At 57.4% G+C, this 20148-nt stretch carries 18 protein-coding genes; 7 read left to right on the top strand and 11 right to left on the bottom strand.

All coding sequences use genetic code 11. From position 1 onward, the window contains the following. Window positions 1–3: 3 nt before the first annotated feature. Genes KCG46_RS06470 through KCG46_RS06455 form a run of 4 tightly spaced genes read right to left on the bottom strand, consistent with a single transcriptional unit; the run spans window position 4 to window position 3563 of the window. Window positions 4–624 carry an ABC-type transport auxiliary lipoprotein family protein gene (locus tag KCG46_RS06470; protein WP_218404461.1) on the bottom strand — a complete coding sequence of 207 codons (621 nt, stop codon included), beginning with the start codon at window positions 622–624 and terminating at the stop codon, window positions 4–6. Between the two features lie 10 nt (window positions 625–634). After that, window positions 635–1582, bottom strand: coding sequence for an MlaD family protein (locus KCG46_RS06465; RefSeq protein WP_218404460.1), 948 nt, complete (start codon window positions 1580–1582; stop codon window positions 635–637). A gap of 55 nt (window positions 1583–1637) precedes the next feature. Beyond that, complete coding sequence (locus tag KCG46_RS06460; RefSeq protein WP_218404459.1) at window positions 1638–2447, bottom strand: ABC transporter ATP-binding protein; 810 nt, start codon at window positions 2445–2447, stop codon at window positions 1638–1640. Between the two features lie 3 nt (window positions 2448–2450). Then, a complete protein-coding gene (locus tag KCG46_RS06455) occupies window positions 2451–3563 on the bottom strand; it encodes an ABC transporter permease (RefSeq protein ID WP_218404458.1) in 1113 nt (370 codons plus the stop codon). A 152-nt stretch (window positions 3564–3715) separates the two neighbouring features. Here KCG46_RS06455 and KCG46_RS06450 point away from each other — a divergent pair, with 152 nt between their 5' ends. The 4 genes from KCG46_RS06450 to KCG46_RS06435 all read left to right on the top strand — a co-directional run bounded on the left by KCG46_RS06450 (window position 3716) and on the right by KCG46_RS06435 (window position 9000). Further along, on the top strand, window positions 3716–6586 hold the full coding sequence (locus tag KCG46_RS06450) for a valine--tRNA ligase (RefSeq protein ID WP_218404457.1): 2871 nt from the start codon (window positions 3716–3718) through the stop codon (window positions 6584–6586). Between the two features lie 113 nt (window positions 6587–6699). Further along, on the top strand, window positions 6700–7134 hold the full coding sequence (locus tag KCG46_RS06445) for a hypothetical protein (RefSeq protein WP_218404456.1): 435 nt from the start codon (window positions 6700–6702) through the stop codon (window positions 7132–7134). Window positions 7135–7232: 98 nt separating this feature from the next. Beyond that, entirely contained in the window at window positions 7233–8048 is an 816-nt protein-coding gene (locus KCG46_RS06440; protein WP_218404455.1) for a M90 family metallopeptidase, read from the top strand. A gap of 217 nt (window positions 8049–8265) precedes the next feature. Beyond that, window positions 8266–9000, top strand: coding sequence for a 7-carboxy-7-deazaguanine synthase QueE (locus tag KCG46_RS06435; protein WP_218404454.1), 735 nt, complete (start codon window positions 8266–8268; stop codon window positions 8998–9000). A 153-nt stretch (window positions 9001–9153) separates the two neighbouring features. Here the strand turns inward: KCG46_RS06435 and KCG46_RS06430 are convergent, their stop codons facing one another. From KCG46_RS06430 to KCG46_RS06410, 5 genes are all read right to left on the bottom strand, one after another. Next, window positions 9154–10830: an ATP-binding protein gene (locus KCG46_RS06430; RefSeq protein WP_439648834.1), complete on the bottom strand. Its 1677-nt coding sequence runs from the start codon at window positions 10828–10830 to the stop codon at window positions 9154–9156. A 132-nt stretch (window positions 10831–10962) separates the two neighbouring features. Beyond that, window positions 10963–11739 (bottom strand): TIGR02186 family protein, encoded by a 777-nt coding sequence (locus tag KCG46_RS06425; RefSeq protein WP_218404452.1) that lies wholly within the window; start codon window positions 11737–11739, stop codon window positions 10963–10965. Then, on the bottom strand, window positions 11739–12653 hold the full coding sequence (locus tag KCG46_RS06420) for a sulfite exporter TauE/SafE family protein (protein ID WP_218404451.1): 915 nt from the start codon (window positions 12651–12653) through the stop codon (window positions 11739–11741). Before KCG46_RS06420 ends, KCG46_RS06425 begins: the two co-directional genes overlap by 1 nt. A gap of 64 nt (window positions 12654–12717) precedes the next feature. Then, complete coding sequence (locus tag KCG46_RS06415) at window positions 12718–13809, bottom strand: hypothetical protein (RefSeq protein WP_218404450.1); 1092 nt, start codon at window positions 13807–13809, stop codon at window positions 12718–12720. 41 nt (window positions 13810–13850) lie between these two features. Continuing rightward, complete coding sequence (locus KCG46_RS06410) at window positions 13851–15260, bottom strand: glycosyl transferase family protein (protein ID WP_218404449.1); 1410 nt, start codon at window positions 15258–15260, stop codon at window positions 13851–13853. 89 nt (window positions 15261–15349) lie between these two features. Here KCG46_RS06410 and nhaA point away from each other — a divergent pair, with 89 nt between their 5' ends. Then, window positions 15350–16606: a Na+/H+ antiporter NhaA gene (nhaA, locus tag KCG46_RS06405; RefSeq protein ID WP_218404448.1), complete on the top strand. Its 1257-nt coding sequence runs from the start codon at window positions 15350–15352 to the stop codon at window positions 16604–16606. A gap of 49 nt (window positions 16607–16655) precedes the next feature. Here the strand turns inward: nhaA and KCG46_RS06400 are convergent, their stop codons facing one another. After that, window positions 16656–17093, bottom strand: a complete 438-nt coding sequence (locus tag KCG46_RS06400) for a VOC family protein (RefSeq protein ID WP_218404447.1) — start codon at window positions 17091–17093, stop codon at window positions 16656–16658. A gap of 214 nt (window positions 17094–17307) precedes the next feature. Between KCG46_RS06400 and KCG46_RS06395 the strand changes: the two genes are divergently transcribed. Further along, complete coding sequence (locus tag KCG46_RS06395; protein ID WP_255551926.1) at window positions 17308–17958, top strand: SIMPL domain-containing protein; 651 nt, start codon at window positions 17308–17310, stop codon at window positions 17956–17958. Window positions 17959–18060: 102 nt separating this feature from the next. Here KCG46_RS06395 and KCG46_RS06390 read toward each other — a convergent pair whose 3' ends face one another. After that, window positions 18061–18984, bottom strand: coding sequence for a TorF family putative porin (locus tag KCG46_RS06390; RefSeq protein WP_218404446.1), 924 nt, complete (start codon window positions 18982–18984; stop codon window positions 18061–18063). 316 nt (window positions 18985–19300) lie between these two features. On the opposite strand from KCG46_RS06390, the gene KCG46_RS06385 reads away from it, so the two are divergent. Beyond that, entirely contained in the window at window positions 19301–20104 is an 804-nt protein-coding gene (locus KCG46_RS06385) for a metallophosphoesterase family protein (RefSeq protein ID WP_218404445.1), read from the top strand. The last annotated feature ends 44 nt before the right edge of the window (window positions 20105–20148 follow it).

Genomic DNA, 20148 nt, shown 5'->3' with positions numbered 1-20148 from the left:
CAACTACGCGCCGGCCACAACCCAATCGGCCACTTCACCGGCGACAGTATTCGCAACCCGGTTAAGCGCGGGACCGACCGATCCAGATTCGGGAAGAACCCCGCTTTCGCGTCCTTCGAACCGGCGCGAAACCGCTTTGCCATCTGCGTCGGTCACAATCGCTTCATAGCGGATGATGACGGACGAAGCGCTCGCATCATATCCCATTTCGAGCAGCGTGCCGCGCACAGTTTTGGCCGCCAATGTCGGCGTGTCATCGCTGTCTACGATCAAAGCAGGGCTGCGCGTTCGCAGCGTTTCGCCGAGCAGTCGGCGGAACAGCCGCGCGGGCTTTTCAACCCAAACCGCGTCTTGAAGATAGGCAATTTCGGTCTGGCTCACATTAACCGGAACGCGAACCACATCCAGTTTTGCAGGCGTCTCCGGCGTCAGCACAGCGATGGATCCGGCCCCGCCCTCGCCGCCCGCCTGTGCGCCCGATCCAACAGGGGCGTTCGCAGTGGACTGGAGCGTTAGCAGACTGGTCGGAAGATCGGCCTCAAAACTGACACAGCCCGAAAGGGCGAGAGCGGCGGCGCCGATCAGGCCAGTCCGGATGGGTGCTAATGTGATGCGGTTCAACATACGCAAATCCTTATGGCTCATAATCGGGCAGCGATTGGCCCTGCACCAGCGCGCCGACGCCCTGATTGTCGAGCTTTTCGGTCAGCGCGCGCAGCGCCCGGCTGGTCACACGCAGATCCTGCAAAGTGGCTTCGGCTGTCGGTAAAGTCGTTTCACGCAATTGCCGCGCGGCAGGGCGTGTATCTTCCAGTGTCGCCGCCAAAGATGCCGCCGCCGAATTGGCTGATCTCAACGTTCCGCGAAGTTCTTCGGCCAGCGCAGGCCCTTCTTTGTTGAGAAGTTCGTCAGTCGTCGCCGTCGCTTGTTCAAACGCATTCAACGCCTCGCCCGCTTCTTTCAAAGCGAATTGTAGCTCGGTGAACGTCCCTTCAAGTTGCGGCGCAGTGCGGGCCAGTTGCTCGGTCAATTCGTTGGAATTGCGCAGGATACCCGCAAGCTGTTCCTGATTGTCCGCGCCCAGCAGAATGTTGAGATTCTCGGTCAGCGTCGCCAACCGCTCCAGCAAAAGCGGCGCGTTGTTAAGCAGCGCGTTGATGCCGCCATCTTTAGGCGGGATAACAGGAGCGCCCTCTGGGCAAGCCGTCGTTTCGCAGGTGATCGCCGGTGCTCCGCCGCGAGCACCATCCAGTAGGATGCTCGATACACCGGTAAAGCTCGCCTGAATGGTCGCCGTCGTCCCGATCAAAATCGGAACATCCTCTTTCACTTTCACACGGACACGGACGAATTCGGGGTCTTCTTCGGAAAGCGAAATATCGACCACTTGGCCCACGGGCACGCCCGCATAGGCAACCTGACTGCCATTCGCGAGGCCGGAAACGGACTGCGCATAGAAGATGTCGTATTCGTTTTGCTGCCCCTGCCCCAGACGCGCAATCCACACGATTGCCGCCGCAAGGCCCAGCAGGAGAACCAGCGTGACCGCACCGACCCAAAGATGGTTAGCTCTTGTTTCCATGTCGCTTCCCTATGAACGCCCTTGGCCGCTCGTGTCTATTGCCTTGTTAGCCGCTCTACTCATTTGAGCGCTCGTGTGCAGCATGCGCAGCGCGGCCGCGCGGCCCGCCGAAATATTCCTGTATCCACGGATGACCGGTTTCGATCAGCTCGGGGATCGTACCCACCGCGACGACCTGTTTATCGGCGATCACCGCCACCCGGTCACAAATCTCGTAAAGCGTGTCGAGATCGTGTGTGATGAGGAACACCGTCAGGCCCAGCGTCTCTTTCAGTTCTTTTGTCAGACTATCGAAGGCAGCCGCCCCAATCGGATCGAGACCTGCCGTTGGCTCATCCAAAAACAGCAGTTCCGGATCAAGCGCGAGCGCACGGGCAAGACCTGCGCGTTTCTTCATCCCGCCGGAAAGTTCGGAAGGGAATTTGTTGATCGCATCTTCGGGCAGACCCGACAGGAGCACTTTATAGCGCGCGATCTCGCGGCGCAGCTCCGGCGCGATATCGGGATAGAATTGCTTGAGGGGAACCTCGACATTCTCGCCCACGGTCAGTGTCGAAAACAGCGCCCCGCCCTGAAACATCACACCCCAGCGGCATCGCACGCCCAAATCCTGATCCGGGTCGATACCCGTGATCGTACGGCCAAACACGGAAATGTGGCCATCGCTCGGCGTCTGCAATCCGATGATAGAGCGCATCAGCACCGATTTGCCGGTGCCCGATCCCCCTACCACACCCAGAATTTCGCCTTCGCGCACTTCCATGGAGAGATCATCATGCACCGCGAAATCGCCAAAACGATTGGTCAGCCCGTCGACCACAATCGGCGGCTTTCCGCTGTAACGGGCGTGAAGTTCGTCATCCATGGCTCAGCCCCACCCGATCTCGGTAAAGAACACCGCGAAAAACGCATCAAGCACGATTACGGCGAAGATCGCAGAGACCACCGCCATGGTAGTACGAAGCCCGACTTGCTCCGAATTCCCCTCAACCCGCATGCCGTGATAGCAACCCGCGAGACCGATGATCAGGCCAAAGACAGGCGCCTTGATCAGACCCACCCAGACATCGTGGATCGGCACAACTTCCTGAATCCGTTCAAGGAAGGTGAAAAACGGGATGCCAAGCGCGACTTGGCCAACCACGGCGCCGCCAACAATCGCCACGACCGAGGCATAGAAGCCGAGCAGCACCATCATGAATGTGCAGGCAAGGACCCGCGGGATCACCAGCCGTTCGGCAGGGGAGATGCCGATAGTGCGCATCGCATCGACCTCTTCGGTGAGTTTCATCGTGCCGATTTGCGCGGCGAAAGCGCTGCCGGATCGGCCTGCGACCATGATTGCCGTCATCAACACGCCAAGCTCACGCAAGGTGATCCGCCCGACAAGGTTCACCGTCAGCGCCTCTGCGCCAAACTGTTCAAGCTGCACCGCGCCTTGCTGCGCGATGACAATCCCGATCAGAAAACTCATCAGGCCGATAATGGGCAGAGCCGACACGCCGACCAGCTCCATCTGGCGCACCATCGCCTTCATCGGGAAAGTGCTCGGGCGGCGGATCAGCCTGCCCAACCCGATCAAGATACGGCCAAGAAACCCGACCACGCCTATGATGCCGCCGCGCATATCGAACACCAGTTCGCCGATCGCTTTCGGCACGCGCAGCCAGACAGGATCACGCGGCGGGTCCATCTCTGCATCGTTGCCCGCGCCTTCAACGGCATCGAGCAATCGTTTTGCACGCTCGCCAGCACCGGTAATCTCTGCCTCGTGACGTGCGGCAAGGCGGCACATGACCCACGCGCCGATTGTGTCGATGGCATCGACACCCGACAGGTCAATCACGCCCAGATCGGCGTTCAATTCTTCTAAATCGCGATCAAGCGGGCCGACGCTGGATACCAACAGCGGGCCCTCGACAGAAAGCCTGGTGCGTCCTGCCTCATCTTCGTCGAGTGTGAATTGCGCAGCCCCATCCATAACGCGCCCAGCTATGCGGATAAATCGCGGCGCAAACAAGCCGCCAGTTGGGCTGGCACGCAAAACTCTCCGTTGCGTCGCACAATCGGCGCTGTAATGGAGGGCTTACAACTTGTTGGGCGGCACCAGCCGCTCTGACCGTGAGACATACAATGACACTCGACACAACATTCGATCCCGCCTCGATTGAGGCGCGCTGGTACAAACATTGGGAAGAGACCGGCGGTTTCCGCCCAGAGCGCCCTGATGCCGAGCCCTATACCATTGTGAACCCTCCGCCGAACGTGACCGGATCGCTGCACATCGGCCACGCGCTCGATAACACGTTGCAGGATATCGTAATCCGGTATGAACGCATGCGCGGCAAAGATGCTTTGTGGGTGGTCGGAACCGATCACGCGGGCATCGCGACGCAAATGGTGGTCGAACGCCAGATGGAGGCCGCCCAAGACAAGCGCACCAATTATTCACGCGAAGACTTCGTTGATAAGGTCTGGGAATGGAAAGCGACAAGCGGCGGGACCATCACCACGCAATTGCGCCGCTTGGGCTGTTCAATGGACTGGTCGCGAGAGCAGTTTACGATGGACGAGCACTTCACCAAAGCCGTGCTCAAGACGTTCGTCGATCTCTACAATGATGGTCTGATTTACCGCGATAAACGGCTGGTAAACTGGGACCCAAAACTGAAGACCGCGATTTCCGACCTTGAGGTCGAAACGCAGACTATAGCGGGCAGTTTCTGGCACTTTAAGTACCCGCTGGAAGACGGTGTGACGCTTTCTGATGGACGCGATTACATCGAGGTTGCGACCACGCGGCCCGAAACGATGCTCGCCGATATGGCAGTTGCGGTTCACCCATCAGACGAACGCTATGCCAGCGTTGTCGGTAAACATGTTGTGCTGCCGATCACGGGCCGCCGCATTCCAATCGTCGCCGACGAACACGCCGATCCCGAGCTGGGCAGCGGCGCGGTGAAAATTACGCCGGGTCACGATTTCAACGATTTCGAGGTTGGCAAGCGCGCGGGCTTTGTCGCGGGTGAGATGCTCAACATGCTGACAAGCGATGCGAATGTTTGTCAGACATCGGACGGTCTGGTGCCGGAGGAGTTCCTCGGCCTGCACCGCTTCAAACGTGACGGCAAAGATGGTGCCCGCGAAGCCGTGGTCGCGCGTCTGAAAGCAGACCGATATTTGATCCCGCACATCGCCAAGACGAAAAAGGGCGAGGAAGTCGAACACGACGCCGAACCGCGTCAAATCGCAACGCCATTCGGTGATCGCGGCGGCGTGGTGATCGAGCCATGGCTGACCGATCAATGGTATGTCGACGCTGAAAAGCTCGCTGCTAAACCGATTGAACAGGTTAAAGACGGCACCATCGAAATCGTGCCCCAGACATGGGAAAAGACGTTCTTCAACTGGATGGAAAACATCCAGCCATGGTGTGTGTCTCGCCAGCTATGGTGGGGACACCGGATTCCGGCTTGGTTCGGACCGAAACTCCATGATGGGGCGCTCGAAATGTCGAGTGGTAGCGAATTTTCTAATAAGAATTTTGCCCCAGATCCGATTGTTGCGACAACCGAAGAAGAAGCGATCCAGATCGCAAATGAGCGATATGCTCGGTATCTTCCAGAAGGTGGAACTGTACGAGTTCACGATACCCAGACCGAAGCCCATAAGGATTTGCTACCTGCGCTCTGGCGCGACCAAGACGTCCTCGACACATGGTTCTCTTCCGCACTGTGGCCGTTTGCGACGCTCGGCTGGCCGAACGAGACCGATCTGGTCAAGAAACACTTCCCGAACAATCTGCTAATCTCCGGCTTTGACATCCTCTTCTTCTGGGATGCGCGGATGATGATGATGGGTCAGTACAATATGGGCACGGCGCCTTGGCCCAAGCTGTATCTGCACGGCCTCGTGCGCGCAGCCGACGGCGCAAAAATGTCCAAGTCCAAGGGCAATGTTGTCGATCCGCTTGGCCTGATCGACCAATACGGCGCAGATGCGCTGCGGTTCTTTATGGCGGCGATGGAAAGCCAGGGCCGCGACATCAAGATGGATGAAAAGCGGGTCGAGGGTTACCGCAACTTCGCCACAAAGCTCTGGAATGCGACGCGTTTCTGCCAGTCCAACGGCATTGGCAAAAGCACTACGATCAAAGCTCCGACCGCCCGTCTTGCGGCGAACCAATGGATCATCGGCGAAGTACAGCAAGTCTGCGCCGAGATCGAACAGGCTATGGCAGACCTCCGCTTCGATGCGGCGGCGAACGCGATTTACCAGTTCACTTGGAGCAAATTCTGCGACTGGTATCTTGAGCTGATCAAGCCGGTCTTTGCCGGCGATCCGGATGCCATGCCTGCGGTGGAAACCCGCGAGGTTGCCGGATGGGCGCTCGACCAGATCCTCGTCATGCTGCACCCGTTCATGCCGTTTATCACGGAAGAGCTGTGGCACGCGCAGGGGACGCGCAAATACGATCTCATCACCGCCAGCTGGCCCAGCCCGCGCGCCGAAGTTTCCAAGGAAGCCACCGACGCGATTGATTGGGTGATCGACCTCACCACCAATGTCCGCAGCGCGAAAAACGAGCTTGGCATTGCGCCGGGCGCGAAACTCGCCGCGTTCCTGCCAGCCGCATCAGACCTTGCGAGCAGCACAATCGGACGCAGCAGCGCCGCGATTGAACGGCTCGCGCGCCTGACGCCGGTGACCATGGGTGAAGCGCCTGATGGCCCTGCCATGCAGGTCACAGCCCAAGCAACAGGAGGCAGCGACGTGTTCATCGTCCCGCTCGAAGGCATCATCGACATCGCCGAAGAAAAGGCCCGTCTGGAAAAAGCCCTCACCGCTTCGCAGAAAGAGGCGAAATCGCTTGAAGGGCGCCTAAGCAATGCGAACTTCGTCGAACGGGCCAAGCCAGAGGCGGTGGAGAAAGCCAAAGCCGACTTTGCGCATCATTCGGCCGAAGTCGGGCGACTGGAGGGGGCGCTGAAACGGTTGGGCTAGGTTTCAATTCTGACTACGCACGCCAAGCGTCAGCTTTGGTGTGAGGCAGGGTTGTCCTACGACGACCGAATTTGGGGTAGAAAGCTGACATCGGCGAGGTTACGTTCCAAGTTATGATGTCTAATGCCGACCTCACCGCGTTAGAAGTTGAAACGATGGGCGAAAGTAGCGGCCATTGCGATTGTTGTGGAAACGAAAGCCGTTGCGTCTGGGGTATGGTTCATCAACATGGTGGCCCTAGCGTCGCAGCATACTGGATGCATTGGGCCGTCGGGCATCTTGGGGAGCCGGGAGCAAATCTCGACCTCGTTCTCGGTGAATGGGGCGATGGTACCGGCCCAAATGATCGGTTGGGCGTCGCATTGATTCATCGCCAACTCGAAGACACCACGCCTTCACTGATGGTCATTGATGCGGATGACAGGTTCGCCGATGTTGACTTGGTCGCTAGAAGGGCGCCGCGACGCGATGTAATAGGCTCACCTCTAGCTAAGCAGGTATTTTCAATCGTCGACGCGATTTACCTGCAGGACAGCCGCTTCTTTTGAGCTGTCCCATGTCAACAATTGGGTCGTTAGCCAACGGTCCGATTTTCACCTCACAGCGCACCCTACCAAAACGCAGCACTCGATCTTACCTTTAAGTCATGACGCTTTGGCTCGTTCTCATAATCCCGCTCACAATAACGGCGTGGTTTCTGTATCGCCGCCGCGCGAAGCACCAAAAACGCGCTGCGCTTCTCGCGACGCCGCTTACACCAGAACAGCGCGCGGTGGTGGAACGGCTGGTCCCGCTGGTCCGCCGGTTACCCGATGATCTGCGCAAATCGCTGGAGGGGAAGATCAACCTGTTCCTCGATCAAGTCACCTTTCGCGGACAGAACGGTGTTGAAGTCAGTGAGGCGATGCGGCTTTCCATTGCGGCTCAGGCGTGTCTTCTGATCGTCAACAGCCCGGTCTGGTACGATACGCTGCGCAATGTGCTGATCTATCCGTCCGCCTTCCTCACCCACCGCGACAACCATGATGGCTATATCGTCAATCAGAACAGAAACGTGACGCTTGGCGAAAGTTGGGCGCGCGGGCCGGTCATACTGTCATGGGACCATGCCCTGCATGGCGGCCTAGATGCGGAGGACGGGCACAATGTGGTGATCCACGAATTCGCGCACCAACTGGACGGTCTCTCCGGCCAAACCAACGGCATCCCGATCCTGCGCAAGGGGCAGGCCTATGCCGGTTGGGAGCGAGTCATGCTGGATTCCTATCACGACCATGTGGAAAGCGTCGAAGTCGGGAGCGACACGTTGATCGATCCCTATGGCGCGACAAATCATGAAGAGTTTTTCGCCGAGGCAATCGTGACGTTCTTCGAAAAGCCCAAAAAGCTAAAGCGCGAAAAGCCGGCGCTCTATCGCGAGCTGGCAAAGCTGCTCGCGCTTGATCCGGCGGGCTGGGCTTAGCATCTTGTGCGCGCGGCGATTTCCTACTTCCGCGCTTCGTTCTAAGGCGGGGTAATGTTGGGCCATGCAAAACCGCGAAAAAGTTGGAGAGTTGTCAGGTGTGCCCTACATGGCGGAAATGGCTCATTCCTGCGGGTTTGGGCCTGTAGGACACGCATGACATGTTGGAGAATATGTCACCCGTCTCCTACAGCGTTTCGAATTGGAGAATGCCAAAATGGCTTTAGTCCTCGCCACTGACGATACCGGCGGACCGGAGATTTTCGCCTCGCTGCAGGGCGAAGGGCCAAGCGCGGGTGTGCCAGTTGCATTTGTGCGGCTGTCTCGCTGCAACCTCGCCTGCACGTGGTGCGACACGGCCTATACGTGGCACTTTGATGGCGACGAGCGCGCGCACCGCGATGGGGTTACCTTTGATCGCAAGGCCAATCAGGTATCGCTTGATCCGAAGGACGCGGCGGAGCGGATCGCGGCTCTGGGACAGAACCGGCTCGTTATCACCGGCGGCGAGCCTTTGATGCAAGGCGGCGCGCTCGCCGATATGCTGGGGCACCTGCCCGATATCAGCGTCGAGATTGAAACCAACGGCACAACGAAAGCGCCAAGCCACGTCGATATCCGCGTCGATCAATACAATGTCAGCCCGAAACTGGCGCATAGCGGCAATGCCGCCGACCTCGCGCTGATCCCCGAACGGCTTGATTTCTACGCCTGCGACCCGCGTGCGTATTTCAAATTCGTGATCGCCGAGCCATCCGATGTCGAAGAAGTGCTGAAATTGCAGCGCACATACCGGTTCATTCCCGGCCGCGTGTTCCTCATGCCCGAAGGAACCGACAGCGAGACCCTGCGCGAGCGGGAAAAATGGCTCAGCGGCCTGTGCCTGGAGCACGGGTTCAGAATGTCAGACCGAATGCATATCCACCTGTATGGCGATACGCGTGGGAGTTGAGTATGCGCGCGCCATCCGGCGCTGCGCGACCGAGCTCCGCAAACAAGTAATCAGTGTTGTAGCAATCGACGCCGCAGGCGTCGCAAGCGCGACCGCGCGCCCGAGCTTATGCGAGGAAATCGCACGCCGGATGGCGTGCGAAAAACAAAGCCTCTATCCCTGACTGCGCCAGCGCAGAACGGTGCGTTCAACGCGCTCTTCCTCACCGCCGCTGCCGTTCCAAAGCTCGACAAAGCTGGGATCTTCAGACGCTGGTCGTTTGTGCTCCTCGAGGTTGTCGAAGGTCACACGGATCGGGATGGCAACGCCCTCGCCGCAGACAATGCATTCGCGGTTACGGAGCGCCGGAATTGAATCGAGGAAACCGCGTGCGCCCTCGGGCATCGCGGCCCGCACAAACGCTTGGTCACGCTCGTTGTTGAGACGCATCGAAATGATGGTGCCGCACTGCGAGAGAACACCCTCGGCAAGGTCGGAGGGACGCTGGGTAATCAGGCCAAGCGAAATGCCGTATTTACGGCCTTCCTTGGCAATCCGGCTAAGAATTTTGCCGACTGATGAACCGTCTGCGTTCTTCTCGCTCGGCACGTAGCGGTGGGCTTCCTCACACACGAGCAGGATCGGACGGGTGCTCTCTTCGCGCCCCCAGATCGCAAAGTCGAACACGAGCCGAGAAAGGACAGCAACGACGGTCGAGGTGATGTCTGATGGAACGCCCGAAACGTCGATGATCGAGATCGGCTTACCATCGCCCGGCATCCGGAAGACCTTCGAGATAAAATCAGCCATCGTATCGCCGACAAGCATGCCGGAGAACATGAATTGATAGCGCGGATCGGCCTTCATCTCGTCGAGCTTACCCTTGATCCGCATAAACGGCGCAGAGGATGTCGCCTTGTCCAGCTTGCCCATCTGATCCTGAATAATGTTGGAAAGATCGGAAAGGAGATACGGGATCGGCGAGTCCACGGTAATCTTGCCCATGGTTTCCGCCAGACGGTTCTTGGCACGCGCGGCGAGCAGACATTTGGCGAGGATATCGGAATCCGTCTGACGCTCATCGCCGGAACCCGAGAGCAGCACTTCGCAGTGTTCTTCGAAATTCATCAGCCAATACGGCATTTGCAGGTTCGAAACGTCTAGAATCTGACCCGTTTGACGAAATGCGGCGGAATACTCGCCGTGCGGATCGATCATGACAATGTGGCCGTTTGGCGCGGCTTCGCAAATACGGTGAAGGATCAGCGAGGCGCTGGTCGATTTACCGGTACCGGTCGATCCGAGCAGCGCAAAATGCTTACCCAGCATCGCATCGATATAAAGGCCCGCGCGGATGTCTTTGGTCGGAAAGACTTTCCCGATGGTGATATTGGCACGGCCATCGCTGGCGTAGATTTGTTCGAGGTCTTGCGTACTAGCCGGATAAACCATCGCACCAGGGACCGGATAGCGGGTCACACCGCGTTTGAAACCGTTGATGCGACCGGTAAGCTTTTCCTCGCTGCCCTCGCCAAGAAAGTCGATATGCGCGATGATGCCGCTTTCGCTGCGGCGATCCTTGCGCTGGTCACGAACGCTGGCAAGCAGCCAGGCATTGCCAACACGAATTTTGATCTGGCTGCCAACCTGGCCCGCGAGTTGGATAGACGGATCATCGTCTTCCATACATTCGTTAAGGCGCGGCAGATCGAGGGCAATTTGCGAGCCAGAGCCGGAAATTTCCAGCACCACGCCGATTGGCAAGCGCGAATTGTCAGTCTCGTCAACATGCGCAGAATTCGCGCTCGGAGAAGCACCTGATGCGCCGTTGGCAAAATTCTGGTTGGCCATGTCGTTCATTGTCGGCGTTTCCCTGACTACAAAATCGCGCGCCGAAAACGTCAAATTTCCGGCAGAATTATGAAGTCGGGTGAATACCGATGCTCGGTTAATTTCGCGTCAACGAACCCGCACAGGACTGAATCACGACCTATTAAAATAGCGGCCTGCAATTAACCCCATGCCCAAAGACAGGATGATCGCCACAAGACCATACAGCAAGGAGGAGCGCTCCGCCGCGTTCACAACCTGTCCCTCCAGCCCAACTTTTGCGACCTCAATCTCGGCAGTCGCACTGGCAAGCACACGCCCTTCGGCAATGGCAAAAGTTTCGGCTGTGTACGGACCTGTGATCACATTGGAGGGCAATGCGATCCTTGCCTGATAGAGCACACCTTCGCTTATGCGCACTCCATCAGGATCAACTTTGTAGAGCCCCGCCCGCTGGCGCATATCGACCAAACCAGCGGCAAATCGATTTTGTTCTTCGGGTTCGATCTCTCCGCTCGGGCTGAGCTGGATGAAGTCTGTGCCGAGTTCATAAATCGCCGCTGTCCTTTCATCGACGATTTCGTCAACCGGCCGTGAAGAAGCGACCGCGAAAAAGGAAGGCACAGATCGAAAATCGCTGGATCCAGCATTCATCCAGATACCTGCAATTCGATCTTTCTCGCGAAGACGGACCGGTTCCGCAGGGCCTTTCAGGACCACGACAATGTCATATTGCGTTCGTTCACGACCGCCCACCGGATCAATCACAGCTCCGTAAAGAAGCAGGTTTGCACCGGTGAAACCTTGACGCACTTCGATCCGCGACTGGCTAACTTCGGGCACCAAAACTGGTTCTCGCTGCGCGGAAAGCGAAAGCACCGCGAGACCGAGAAACCCAAATTTCAGAGCGCGCTCAAACGGACTGTGCATCACAGCGGACTGACTGTGTAGATTTCATCAGGCTGTACGCCCAACCCGTAAAGCATCCGCAGCGCGACCAAGAGCACGATTGCGGCAAGCACAAGCCGCAGAACTTCGGGCCGCGCCTTCATCGCAATCTGCGTACCGAACTGTGCGCCTAACACAGACCCCAGCAGCAACAAGCCCGCCAAAACAATATCAACCGCTTTGGTCGTCAAAGCGTGGGTCATCGTCGTGACCATCGTCACAAACAGGATTTGGAACAGGGATGTACCAACGACAACATTGCCGCTCATGCCGAGAAGGTACAGCATCGCTGGAACGAGCAAGAAGCCGCCTCCGACGCCCATCAACATCGTGAGGACACCTACAAGAGTACCAAGGATCAAAGGCGCGAGCGGCGAAATATACAGTCCCGAACGGTAGAAGCGCCACCGGAAAGGAAGGCCGGCTACGAGTGGGTGATGGCGGCGCTTGCGCGGCTGGGAACCGGCGGTCTCCGCGCCTGGCCGCAGGGCAGTAGCCGCTTCGCGCATCATTAGCGTTCCGATTGATCCAAGCAGTACGACGTAGAGAATGCTAATGACGACATCGATCTGGCCTAGCGCCTCCAGCACGTTGAACAGCAATGCACCGATCAATGCGCCCACGATGCCGCCGCCGACCATCACGGCCCCCATCCGGTAATCGACACCGTTTCTTTTGGAATGGGCGAGCACACCGGAAACGCTTGCTCCGGTCACCTGTGTCGCTGCAGAGGCCGCTGCAACAGTGGGGGGAATGCCATAAAAAATGAGCAGGGGCGTCGTCAGAAACCCGCCGCCCACTCCGAACAATCCGGACAAAATACCCGTCAATCCGCCCAGCAGCACGATGAACAATCCGTTCACCGATAGATTCGCAATGGGTAGATAAACGTCCATACTCGCAGCGTTACTCCACGCGGGGCTTTGATGATAGACGCAGTTCTCCGGTGATCCCCGTCAATCAGAAACGTGTCGAAAGAGTCGCAGCAATTCCTGAATCTGGCGAAGCATCCCCGCCAACGCGCTCGCGCCAGTCGACCGACAGGCGCGCTGGCACTTCGCCCAAGGTTAAATCGAGCCGCATTGTCGGGCCGACATCAACCCGGCTCGCATCGTTCTGCGCCCCGCCCCAAGCGCCTGCACCGACGCTGAGCCGTGCGCCCGTGTCAGATGGCCCTTCGAACTTCACAAGTTCGCGGGTCACAGCCGCCTGACCGTCTACGAACGCTGTCGCTCCATCGCCGCCGACATAGCCAGCCCCGCCGTAAGCTTCGAGGCGGAAATTCGCTGGCAGCTTTTGAGGCGGCAGCTCGGTTGTTGCCAAAACTGCCGGACGAAGCTCAGCACCAGACAGTCTTTCGGTTACGCGCCATTCTGCAGCGAAACGGATTGGGAGAGAGCCGATTGGCCTAGCCGAGGCACCGACAGCGAACTCGGTTTCCCCATTGGTAACGAGAGCGCGGTAAGCCCTCGCATAAAGACGTGGGTCGTGGCTGGACGATGGCGCGATCCGGTATTGAAGATTGGCGCCGATTTGGCTGGCACCATAAATCGGTACGCGGCCTTGAGAGATCGCGGTTGAGCCGGACCCTTGCCGCCAAAACCCCCACGTATCGAAACTCCACCGCCCTAGAGGTTTCGCATCGTCAAGCGGCGGCGAAAGCGGAGTAACACCCGATATCCGCATTGGCCTTTGGCGGGTATATGCAGCCTCTTGGCGATAAGACAGCCGCGTAGACATGGCCTGCGCCCACAAAGTCTGGTGCCCGAAAGCCTGGCGCGGCTTCAGCCAGTCTCGCGGCGCAGCGGTGGCAGTTCCCAAGACCGCAAAGAAGGGCGCAGTTTCTTGGGTCAGTGGTCGCGTAAGTTGCTGAGAGCTCGACAACGCATCTGGCGTATATGCAGAGGAGTTTGCTTCTTCGCTTTGTCCGTCCGACGCGTCATTCTTCGCGAGAAAGCTATCCGATCCAGTGAGGTCTTTGATCGCAGGGAATGGATTCTCCCAGCTCATCGCCCTGCCTCCGGCCCAAACCGCTAGGACAAGTACCAGCATTGCCAGCGGGGCTCCGCGGCTCGTCGGTTCGCTGCGCGCAATCATTGTAGACCCGATCCAGCAGGAGGCATTCGCGCAGGATGCGTTGTGTGCGGTGTTTTGTCCCACACAATCGCGCTTCCCATCAAAGTCTTCGCATAGGCAAATATCGCCCTGCGCCCCGCCATGATAGAGATGATATTAGTCAGCGGGATACGCAAAAGCGCTCGTAGGCCCTCCGCCACCCCGTACTCGCGCGCTGTAAAGGCAAACCGCGATAGGGCCCGCCAAAGAAACGCGGCAAAGTTGGCGATCAAAAGCCATTTCAGAACTGGAGAGAGAGCCACTGGCTCGCCATATCCGAGTCCAATAGCAGCCCATCCAAGCGCCGTTAGCGCAAGCACCGTGTAGCCAATCAGGAGCAGGAAAGCCGTCATTGGTCCGCGGCGGTCACGAGCGCGCATCCACACCTCGATCAGACTGCTTCCCCAGCCGATCCGGTCCCAACCTTGCAAAGCAATACCGTGCACCCAGCGGGTCTTTTGCCGAACAACCTCGTCAAGCTTGGCAGGGAAATAGGCGCGAGTTGCGATCAAGAGACCGTCGCTCCCGCGAGCGCGGACAAACCGGCATGTGCCTCCCGATTGAGCGACTGCGAGGCCCAGTTCATAATCCTCCGTCAGCGAATCTTCGCGGAAAGGCTTCGCTCCGACCCGGCCGCGTGAAAGTTCGGACAATGCCTTGCGCGACACGGCACAGCCAACCCCGGCCGCGGGTAGCGCTGCACCCAATGCATCGCGCACCACCATGGACTTTGCATGGGCTTCGGCAAATTCTTCGCAATAGTGGCTACCCAGCCAGCGGCTCTGTTCTTGCGGGAGAGCTTCAACCGGCAATTGCGCGAAATCTGCGCCTTTGGCGATTGCCTGATCTAGCAGAGCCAGTCCGGCCGGATCGACCAGGTCTTCCGCATCATGGAATACGGCCAACGAAAAGCGCGTACCGCTGCGCCGTTCATCATCGCGCATGGCTTCGTGCAACCGGTTCAGGCAATCGGCTTTTGTGCTGGGCCCGGACCGATCATGGATGACAATCCTGAACCGAGCGTCGCCTTGCGCTGCCGCCATCGCTGCAGTGATCGTTGCCGGATCATTGCGGTAACAGCCAACATACAATCGCAGATTTTTCTGCGGCCAGCTTAACAGAGCGTGGCGTATCGTATCGCCGATTACATTGGCCTCGTGCCATGCAGGAATAAAGATAGCCGCTGATCCATGCAGCTTTTTCGCTTGCATCGCGGCCCGGTCGACTTCGCGGGTTTTCGCACGGCCCGTCAGCTTCAGCCATATCCATGTCAGATCAATAGCGAGGTCGTCCGCCGCACCAATCAGAAAGAAGACCCCGGCAAACAACAGCAATTCCAGCTGAAACAAAGCCAGCCATTGCCACGCATCAAACCCAAATACTGTCAAGGCGACCCCCACCCCAGATAGAAAAAGAGACTAACGCGCTCTGATAGGCCTTGCAACCGGTTCAAGTTTTCTCAAAGAGAACGCGCAACATGTCTGATACTAATCCTCCACTCGCAAAACCGTTTCGCAGAATCTTTGCCCCGGTCCGCGCGCTTTTCGTTGGCGATGCGTCTGCCGGCATCTTGTTGATCATTGTGGCTGCCGCAGCAATGCTCGCGGCGAACTCCGCATATGCGAACGAATATCGTGAGCTGTTCTACGGAGAGCTGTCGTGGACCCCGATCGCAAAACTGAAAGATCTGCACTATTGGATCAATGACGGTTTGATGGCGATTTTCTTCTTTGTCGTCGGATTGGAAGTGAAACGCGAGGTTGTTTCTGGCCAGCTTGCCGATCCTGCGGCCCGGCGCCTGCCGATGCTCGCCGCAGCGGCGGGCATGCTGGTTCCAGCGGGTGTTTACATGGCCGTGACCGGCGGCGGCGAATATACCGGCGGCTGGGCAATTCCTGCTGCCACCGATATTGCTTTTGCGATGGGCGTGCTCGGTCTGCTGGGCAGCCGCGTTCCCGCTTCGCTGAGACTGTTTTTGCTAACCGTCGCTATCGTTGATGACATCGGGGCCGTGGTTGTCATCGCTTTGTTTTACACAAAGTCTCTATATGCCGAATGGCTTCTGGCCGGGCTTGTCGTCTTCGGTCTGATGTTCGCACTAAACCGAATGCGGGTGTCGGTTTTCTGGCCTTATATCTTGCTCGCAGTAGCGCTTTGGTATTGCGCTCTCAACTCCGGCGTCCACGCCACGATTGCAGGCGTTGTTGCCGCGCTCACTATCCCGCTTCACCGCAAAGACGGCAACTCGATGCTCGAACGGCTCGAACATAGCATTGCACCATGGAGCGCCTATTTGATTGTGCCCGTATTCGGGTTTGCAAATGCGGGCGTATCGCTTGCCGGTATGGGGCCAGAGGCATTGATCGCGGCGCTGCCGCTCGCTGTGGCTGCTGGACTTGTTGTCGGCAAGCAGCTTGGCATATTCACGGTGGTTTGGATTGCCGACAAGACAGGCTTTGCCAAACGCCCTGAAGGCGCGAGCTGGCCGGAAATATGGGGGGTTTCGATCCTGTGCGGCATCGGTTTCACCATGAGCATTTTCATCGGTGGCCTGGCATTCCCGGATCAACCCGCTTTCGTCGAAGAAGCAAAAATTGGCATCCTGCTTGGGTCCGCGATCTCCGCGATCCTCGGCTTTGTTATCCTTAGGCTGACGACAACGCATCCCGATGAAGAATGCGACGACCAAGGCGATCAGCCGATCGATCCCTATCCCGATGATCCGCTGCGCTGATCGAAAACGGGCTTTCGCCCTTTTTCGTCAGTTCACAGCTATAAGAGGCTTACCAGCTGCCAGTGTTTTCCATGCTGGCCCATGGTTTTTTCGGTTCAAGATTGCCTTCCTGAAGCAATTCGATCGAAATCCCATCTGGTGATTTGACGAACGCCATATGACCATCGCGCGGCGGGCGGTGGATGATGTGGCCCGCATCGGAAAGCCTCTGGCAAGTGTCATATATATTGTCGACACGGTAAGCGAGATGGCCAAAATTACGCCCACCATCATAGGTTTCTGGCGCACTGCCATCTTCAGGCGGCCAGTTATATGTCAACTCAACCTCTGCGACTCCATCCTGTCCGGGAGCGGCGAGAAAAATAAGTGTGAAGCGCCCCGCTTCGACATCAAATCGGCGCACTTCTTCCAAACCGATCAGTTTGAAAAAATCCACCGTCGCATCGGGATCGGTCACACGGATCATTGTGTGAAGATATTTGACCATTTGTACTTCCTCGGGTTCATCTCGCAGCAATTCAAACTCGGTTCATCGACAGAGACACACAACTCATCGTAGGTTTAGCGACTAGGAGGATGTGATGAACGGAGACACTACAACTACACAATCAGACATGGAGCCCGTGGCACCATCACGCAAGAGCAGTCTTAGCGCGACAACGACACGCTGGTTCGGCACGGCCGCAATTGCCTCTATCGGTATGATCGTTGGCGGTTATTTGCTGGGCGATGGCTTGCTTCGCGCGAAGGAAGCAGAACGATCAGTGACCGTGCGCGGATTGGCAGAGCGTGATGTCACCGCCGATCTGGCAACATGGACGATTTCGTATTCCGCGAGCGCCACTGATCTGGGCGAGGCCCAAGGCAAGGTCCGCAGCGATACCCAAGCGATTGAAGCGTTCTTCGACGGCCTCGGCTTTCCCGACGATGCGCTGCAACCGACGGGCGCAAACGTCGCTAGCTATACCAATCGCGGTGTTACGACCTACACCGTCCGCCAGCGGCTTTCGCTCAGAACTCAAGATATAGAACGGGCCCAAAAAGCAGTTGCCCAGCAATTCGATCTGGTGAGCCGCGGTGTGTTCCTCGAAGAAGGCTCGGGGATGAGTTACACCTTCACAGGCCTCAACGACATCAAACCGGAAATGGTCGCAGAGGCGACGAAAAATGCGCGCGCATCGGCGCAGCAATTTGCGCAGGATTCCGGCGCAGGTGTCGGCGCGATCAAGGATGCCACGCAAGGTTATTTCTCGATCGAGGCACGTGACGGTGATGGCGGCGGTTGGGGCAAGTCAGACAGCCCGTATAAAAAGGTCCGCGTCGTCACGACCGTCAATTTCAGCCTCGACTAAAAGAAAAGACGCGGGACCGTTTCCGATCCCGCGTCTCTTTAGAGGTCCCGCTATTCCGCTTATGCGCGGATAGGGCGTTCGCTCCTGCGACGGTGCAACTGTTTAGAAGCTGGCGCTCACAGTAGCGACGAATGCATCGTCGGTGAACGTGCCAGTCGGATCGACGAGAACATCGCCTTCAACACCGACATAGGCCGCGCTGAACGTGACCGGGCCAACCGCCAAATCTGCGCTAACCGACCAATCGATTGCTTCGCTATCGGTCGTGAAGGTCAGGAAACCGTCAGTATAACCAACATGGCCGTTCAATGTGATCGGAGTGTCCGGAATACCGAAACTGACATCGCCATAAATGTACAGATTGTCGGTTCCGCCCAGCGAATCTTGATCGGGCGCGTATGCGACACCGCCGGTTACAGAAGCCGGGCCGAGGCCGAAGCTAAGCGAGCCATAGAATTCGTAATAATCGAAATCACCGGTGCCAGCATCAGGGTAAAGGTAGAAGATACCGCCAACATCAGCAGAGATGCCGTCGGTAAGATCACCGCTCCAACCGCCATAAAGGTCGACTTCGGTTGAACCATATCCAACCGTTTGTTCGTCAAGGTTCGATGCCCAAGTACCGACATAGAGGCCTGAGTCATGTGCGAGGTCAAAGCCGCCTTGTACAGCAAAGTTGCCATCAGTCAGCGCAACACCGCGGAAACGGTATTCAATAGCGAAAGCCACATTGGCAGAGAACGTCAGCGGACTTGACGCATCTTCTCCGCCTTGAATGTTGCTGATTTCGCCTTCTGCAATTGGAGCGCTAGCGCGTTCAGTTGCAGGGGTCAGAACAAGACCAGTTTCGGCTACATCCAGTTCAGCAGCAGCCGCAAGCAGCTCATCACTGAATTCAACGTCACTGGGTTCGATTAAAGTGTTTGCCTCATCAGAAACTGTGTCAGAGGCGAGCGCGGGTGCCGCAGAGAGGAGGATACCCGCAGAGAGAGTAGCGGCCGTTAGACCGCGGATGGACGTGAGCATTACAACTTCCTTAGTTTTGTTGTTGCCTCGTCCCACCTGCACATTCGCTGGTCATCATTTTAGTCGATGATCTCATCCAAATGCGAAACAATCGTGCACAAATTTGATGCAGCGCACAAGAGAAATTACGTCGCCGAACTATGGACCGCGTGATTGTGTGATTTCTGCATCAGTTTCGGCGGCCTAAATACGTCATTTGCGGTTCAGCCGAGCCGTGTCTATGTCGAGGGCAAATCTCGAAATACCAAAGGTCGCTCTATTTCGGTCGGTCACATCCTTATGGCGATGATGGCTGTGCCAATTCAAAAACCGAGTCATGCTGAACAAACTTAGCAAAATCTTCGCACCGCGTTCTCGCCCGCAGCTACCCAGCGTTCCCGATGGCACGCGGTATTATGTGATTGGCGACATCCATGGCTGCCTGGATCAGTACACAGCTTTGATCGATGCGATCGAGGAAGACGACGCTGGCGCGAAACCGGCGGATACGCGCGTCGTTCTGCTGGGCGATTTGGTCGACCGCGGCCCTGATAGTGCAGGTGTTATTGAGCGCACTCGCAAATGGCAGAAGAAGCGCAATGTTCGCGTTCTTGCAGGCAATCATGAAGAGATGTTTCTGCAGTCTTTCGAAAAGCCGGATATCCTGCGGCATTTCTTAAAGCATGGCGGACGCGAAACCATCCTGAGCTACGGGATATCCAAGAAACAGTTCAACGCCATGACGCTGGACGAGATGCACGCATTGCTTCCCCAGATCGTGCCCCAGTCCGAGCGGGACTATATCGAATCTTTTGAAGAGATGATCATCGCTGGCGATTATGTTTTCGTGCATGCTGGAATCGATCCATCGCAGCCGCTGGATGCACAAAAGCGCAGCGATCTGTTCTGGATCCGTGACCGCTTCCTCAGCCACGAAGGCCCCTTGGAAAAGGTGGTGGTGCACGGCCACACAATCTTCGACACCGTTATGGATTGCGGTAACCGAATTGGCGTCGATACAGGAGCGTTCCGCTCAGGCGTCCTTACCGCGCTTGTTCTCGAAGGAGACGAACGCCGGATTATCCAGACAGCGACCGAGGGCGATCAGATCACGGTGCAATCTGCGGAAAGCACGCGCTGAGCCACTTGCAGGTGGACAGGCCCATGCGAGGCAATAGTGTAACC

Source organism: Erythrobacter crassostreae (assembly GCF_019204045.1).
Lineage (GTDB): Bacteria > Pseudomonadota > Alphaproteobacteria > Sphingomonadales > Sphingomonadaceae > Erythrobacter > Erythrobacter crassostreae.
The sequence above is the reverse complement of the archived record's forward strand: the minus strand, read 5'-3'. Positions and strand labels throughout refer to the sequence as shown.

What these genes read in the sequence shown, in the direction of transcription:
- KCG46_RS06470 (WP_218404461.1), bottom strand. Translation starts at nt 624, where the DNA reads ATGTTGAACCGCATCACATTAGCACCCATCCGGACTGGCCTGATCGGC.
- KCG46_RS06465 (WP_218404460.1), bottom strand. Translation starts at nt 1,582, where the DNA reads ATGGAAACAAGAGCTAACCATCTTTGGGTCGGTGCGGTCACGCTGGTT.
- KCG46_RS06460 (WP_218404459.1), bottom strand. Translation starts at nt 2,447, where the DNA reads ATGGATGACGAACTTCACGCCCGTTACAGCGGAAAGCCGCCGATTGTG.
- KCG46_RS06455 (WP_218404458.1), bottom strand. Translation starts at nt 3,563, where the DNA reads ATGGATGGGGCTGCGCAATTCACACTCGACGAAGATGAGGCAGGACGC.
- KCG46_RS06450 (WP_218404457.1), top strand. Translation starts at nt 3,716, where the DNA reads ATGACACTCGACACAACATTCGATCCCGCCTCGATTGAGGCGCGCTGG.
- KCG46_RS06445 (WP_218404456.1), top strand. Translation starts at nt 6,700, where the DNA reads ATGATGTCTAATGCCGACCTCACCGCGTTAGAAGTTGAAACGATGGGC.
- KCG46_RS06440 (WP_218404455.1), top strand. Translation starts at nt 7,233, where the DNA reads ATGACGCTTTGGCTCGTTCTCATAATCCCGCTCACAATAACGGCGTGG.
- KCG46_RS06435 (WP_218404454.1), top strand. Translation starts at nt 8,266, where the DNA reads ATGGCTTTAGTCCTCGCCACTGACGATACCGGCGGACCGGAGATTTTC.
- KCG46_RS06430 (WP_439648834.1), bottom strand. Translation starts at nt 10,830, where the DNA reads ATGGCCAACCAGAATTTTGCCAACGGCGCATCAGGTGCTTCTCCGAGC.
- KCG46_RS06425 (WP_218404452.1), bottom strand. Translation starts at nt 11,739, where the DNA reads ATGCACAGTCCGTTTGAGCGCGCTCTGAAATTTGGGTTTCTCGGTCTC.
- KCG46_RS06420 (WP_218404451.1), bottom strand. Translation starts at nt 12,653, where the DNA reads ATGGACGTTTATCTACCCATTGCGAATCTATCGGTGAACGGATTGTTC.
- KCG46_RS06415 (WP_218404450.1), bottom strand. Translation starts at nt 13,809, where the DNA reads ATGCTGGTACTTGTCCTAGCGGTTTGGGCCGGAGGCAGGGCGATGAGC.
- nhaA (WP_218404448.1), top strand. Translation starts at nt 15,350, where the DNA reads ATGTCTGATACTAATCCTCCACTCGCAAAACCGTTTCGCAGAATCTTT.
- KCG46_RS06400 (WP_218404447.1), bottom strand. Translation starts at nt 17,093, where the DNA reads ATGGTCAAATATCTTCACACAATGATCCGTGTGACCGATCCCGATGCG.
- KCG46_RS06395 (WP_255551926.1), top strand. Translation starts at nt 17,308, where the DNA reads ATGATCGTTGGCGGTTATTTGCTGGGCGATGGCTTGCTTCGCGCGAAG.
- KCG46_RS06390 (WP_218404446.1), bottom strand. Translation starts at nt 18,984, where the DNA reads ATGCTCACGTCCATCCGCGGTCTAACGGCCGCTACTCTCTCTGCGGGT.
- KCG46_RS06385 (WP_218404445.1), top strand. Translation starts at nt 19,301, where the DNA reads ATGCTGAACAAACTTAGCAAAATCTTCGCACCGCGTTCTCGCCCGCAG.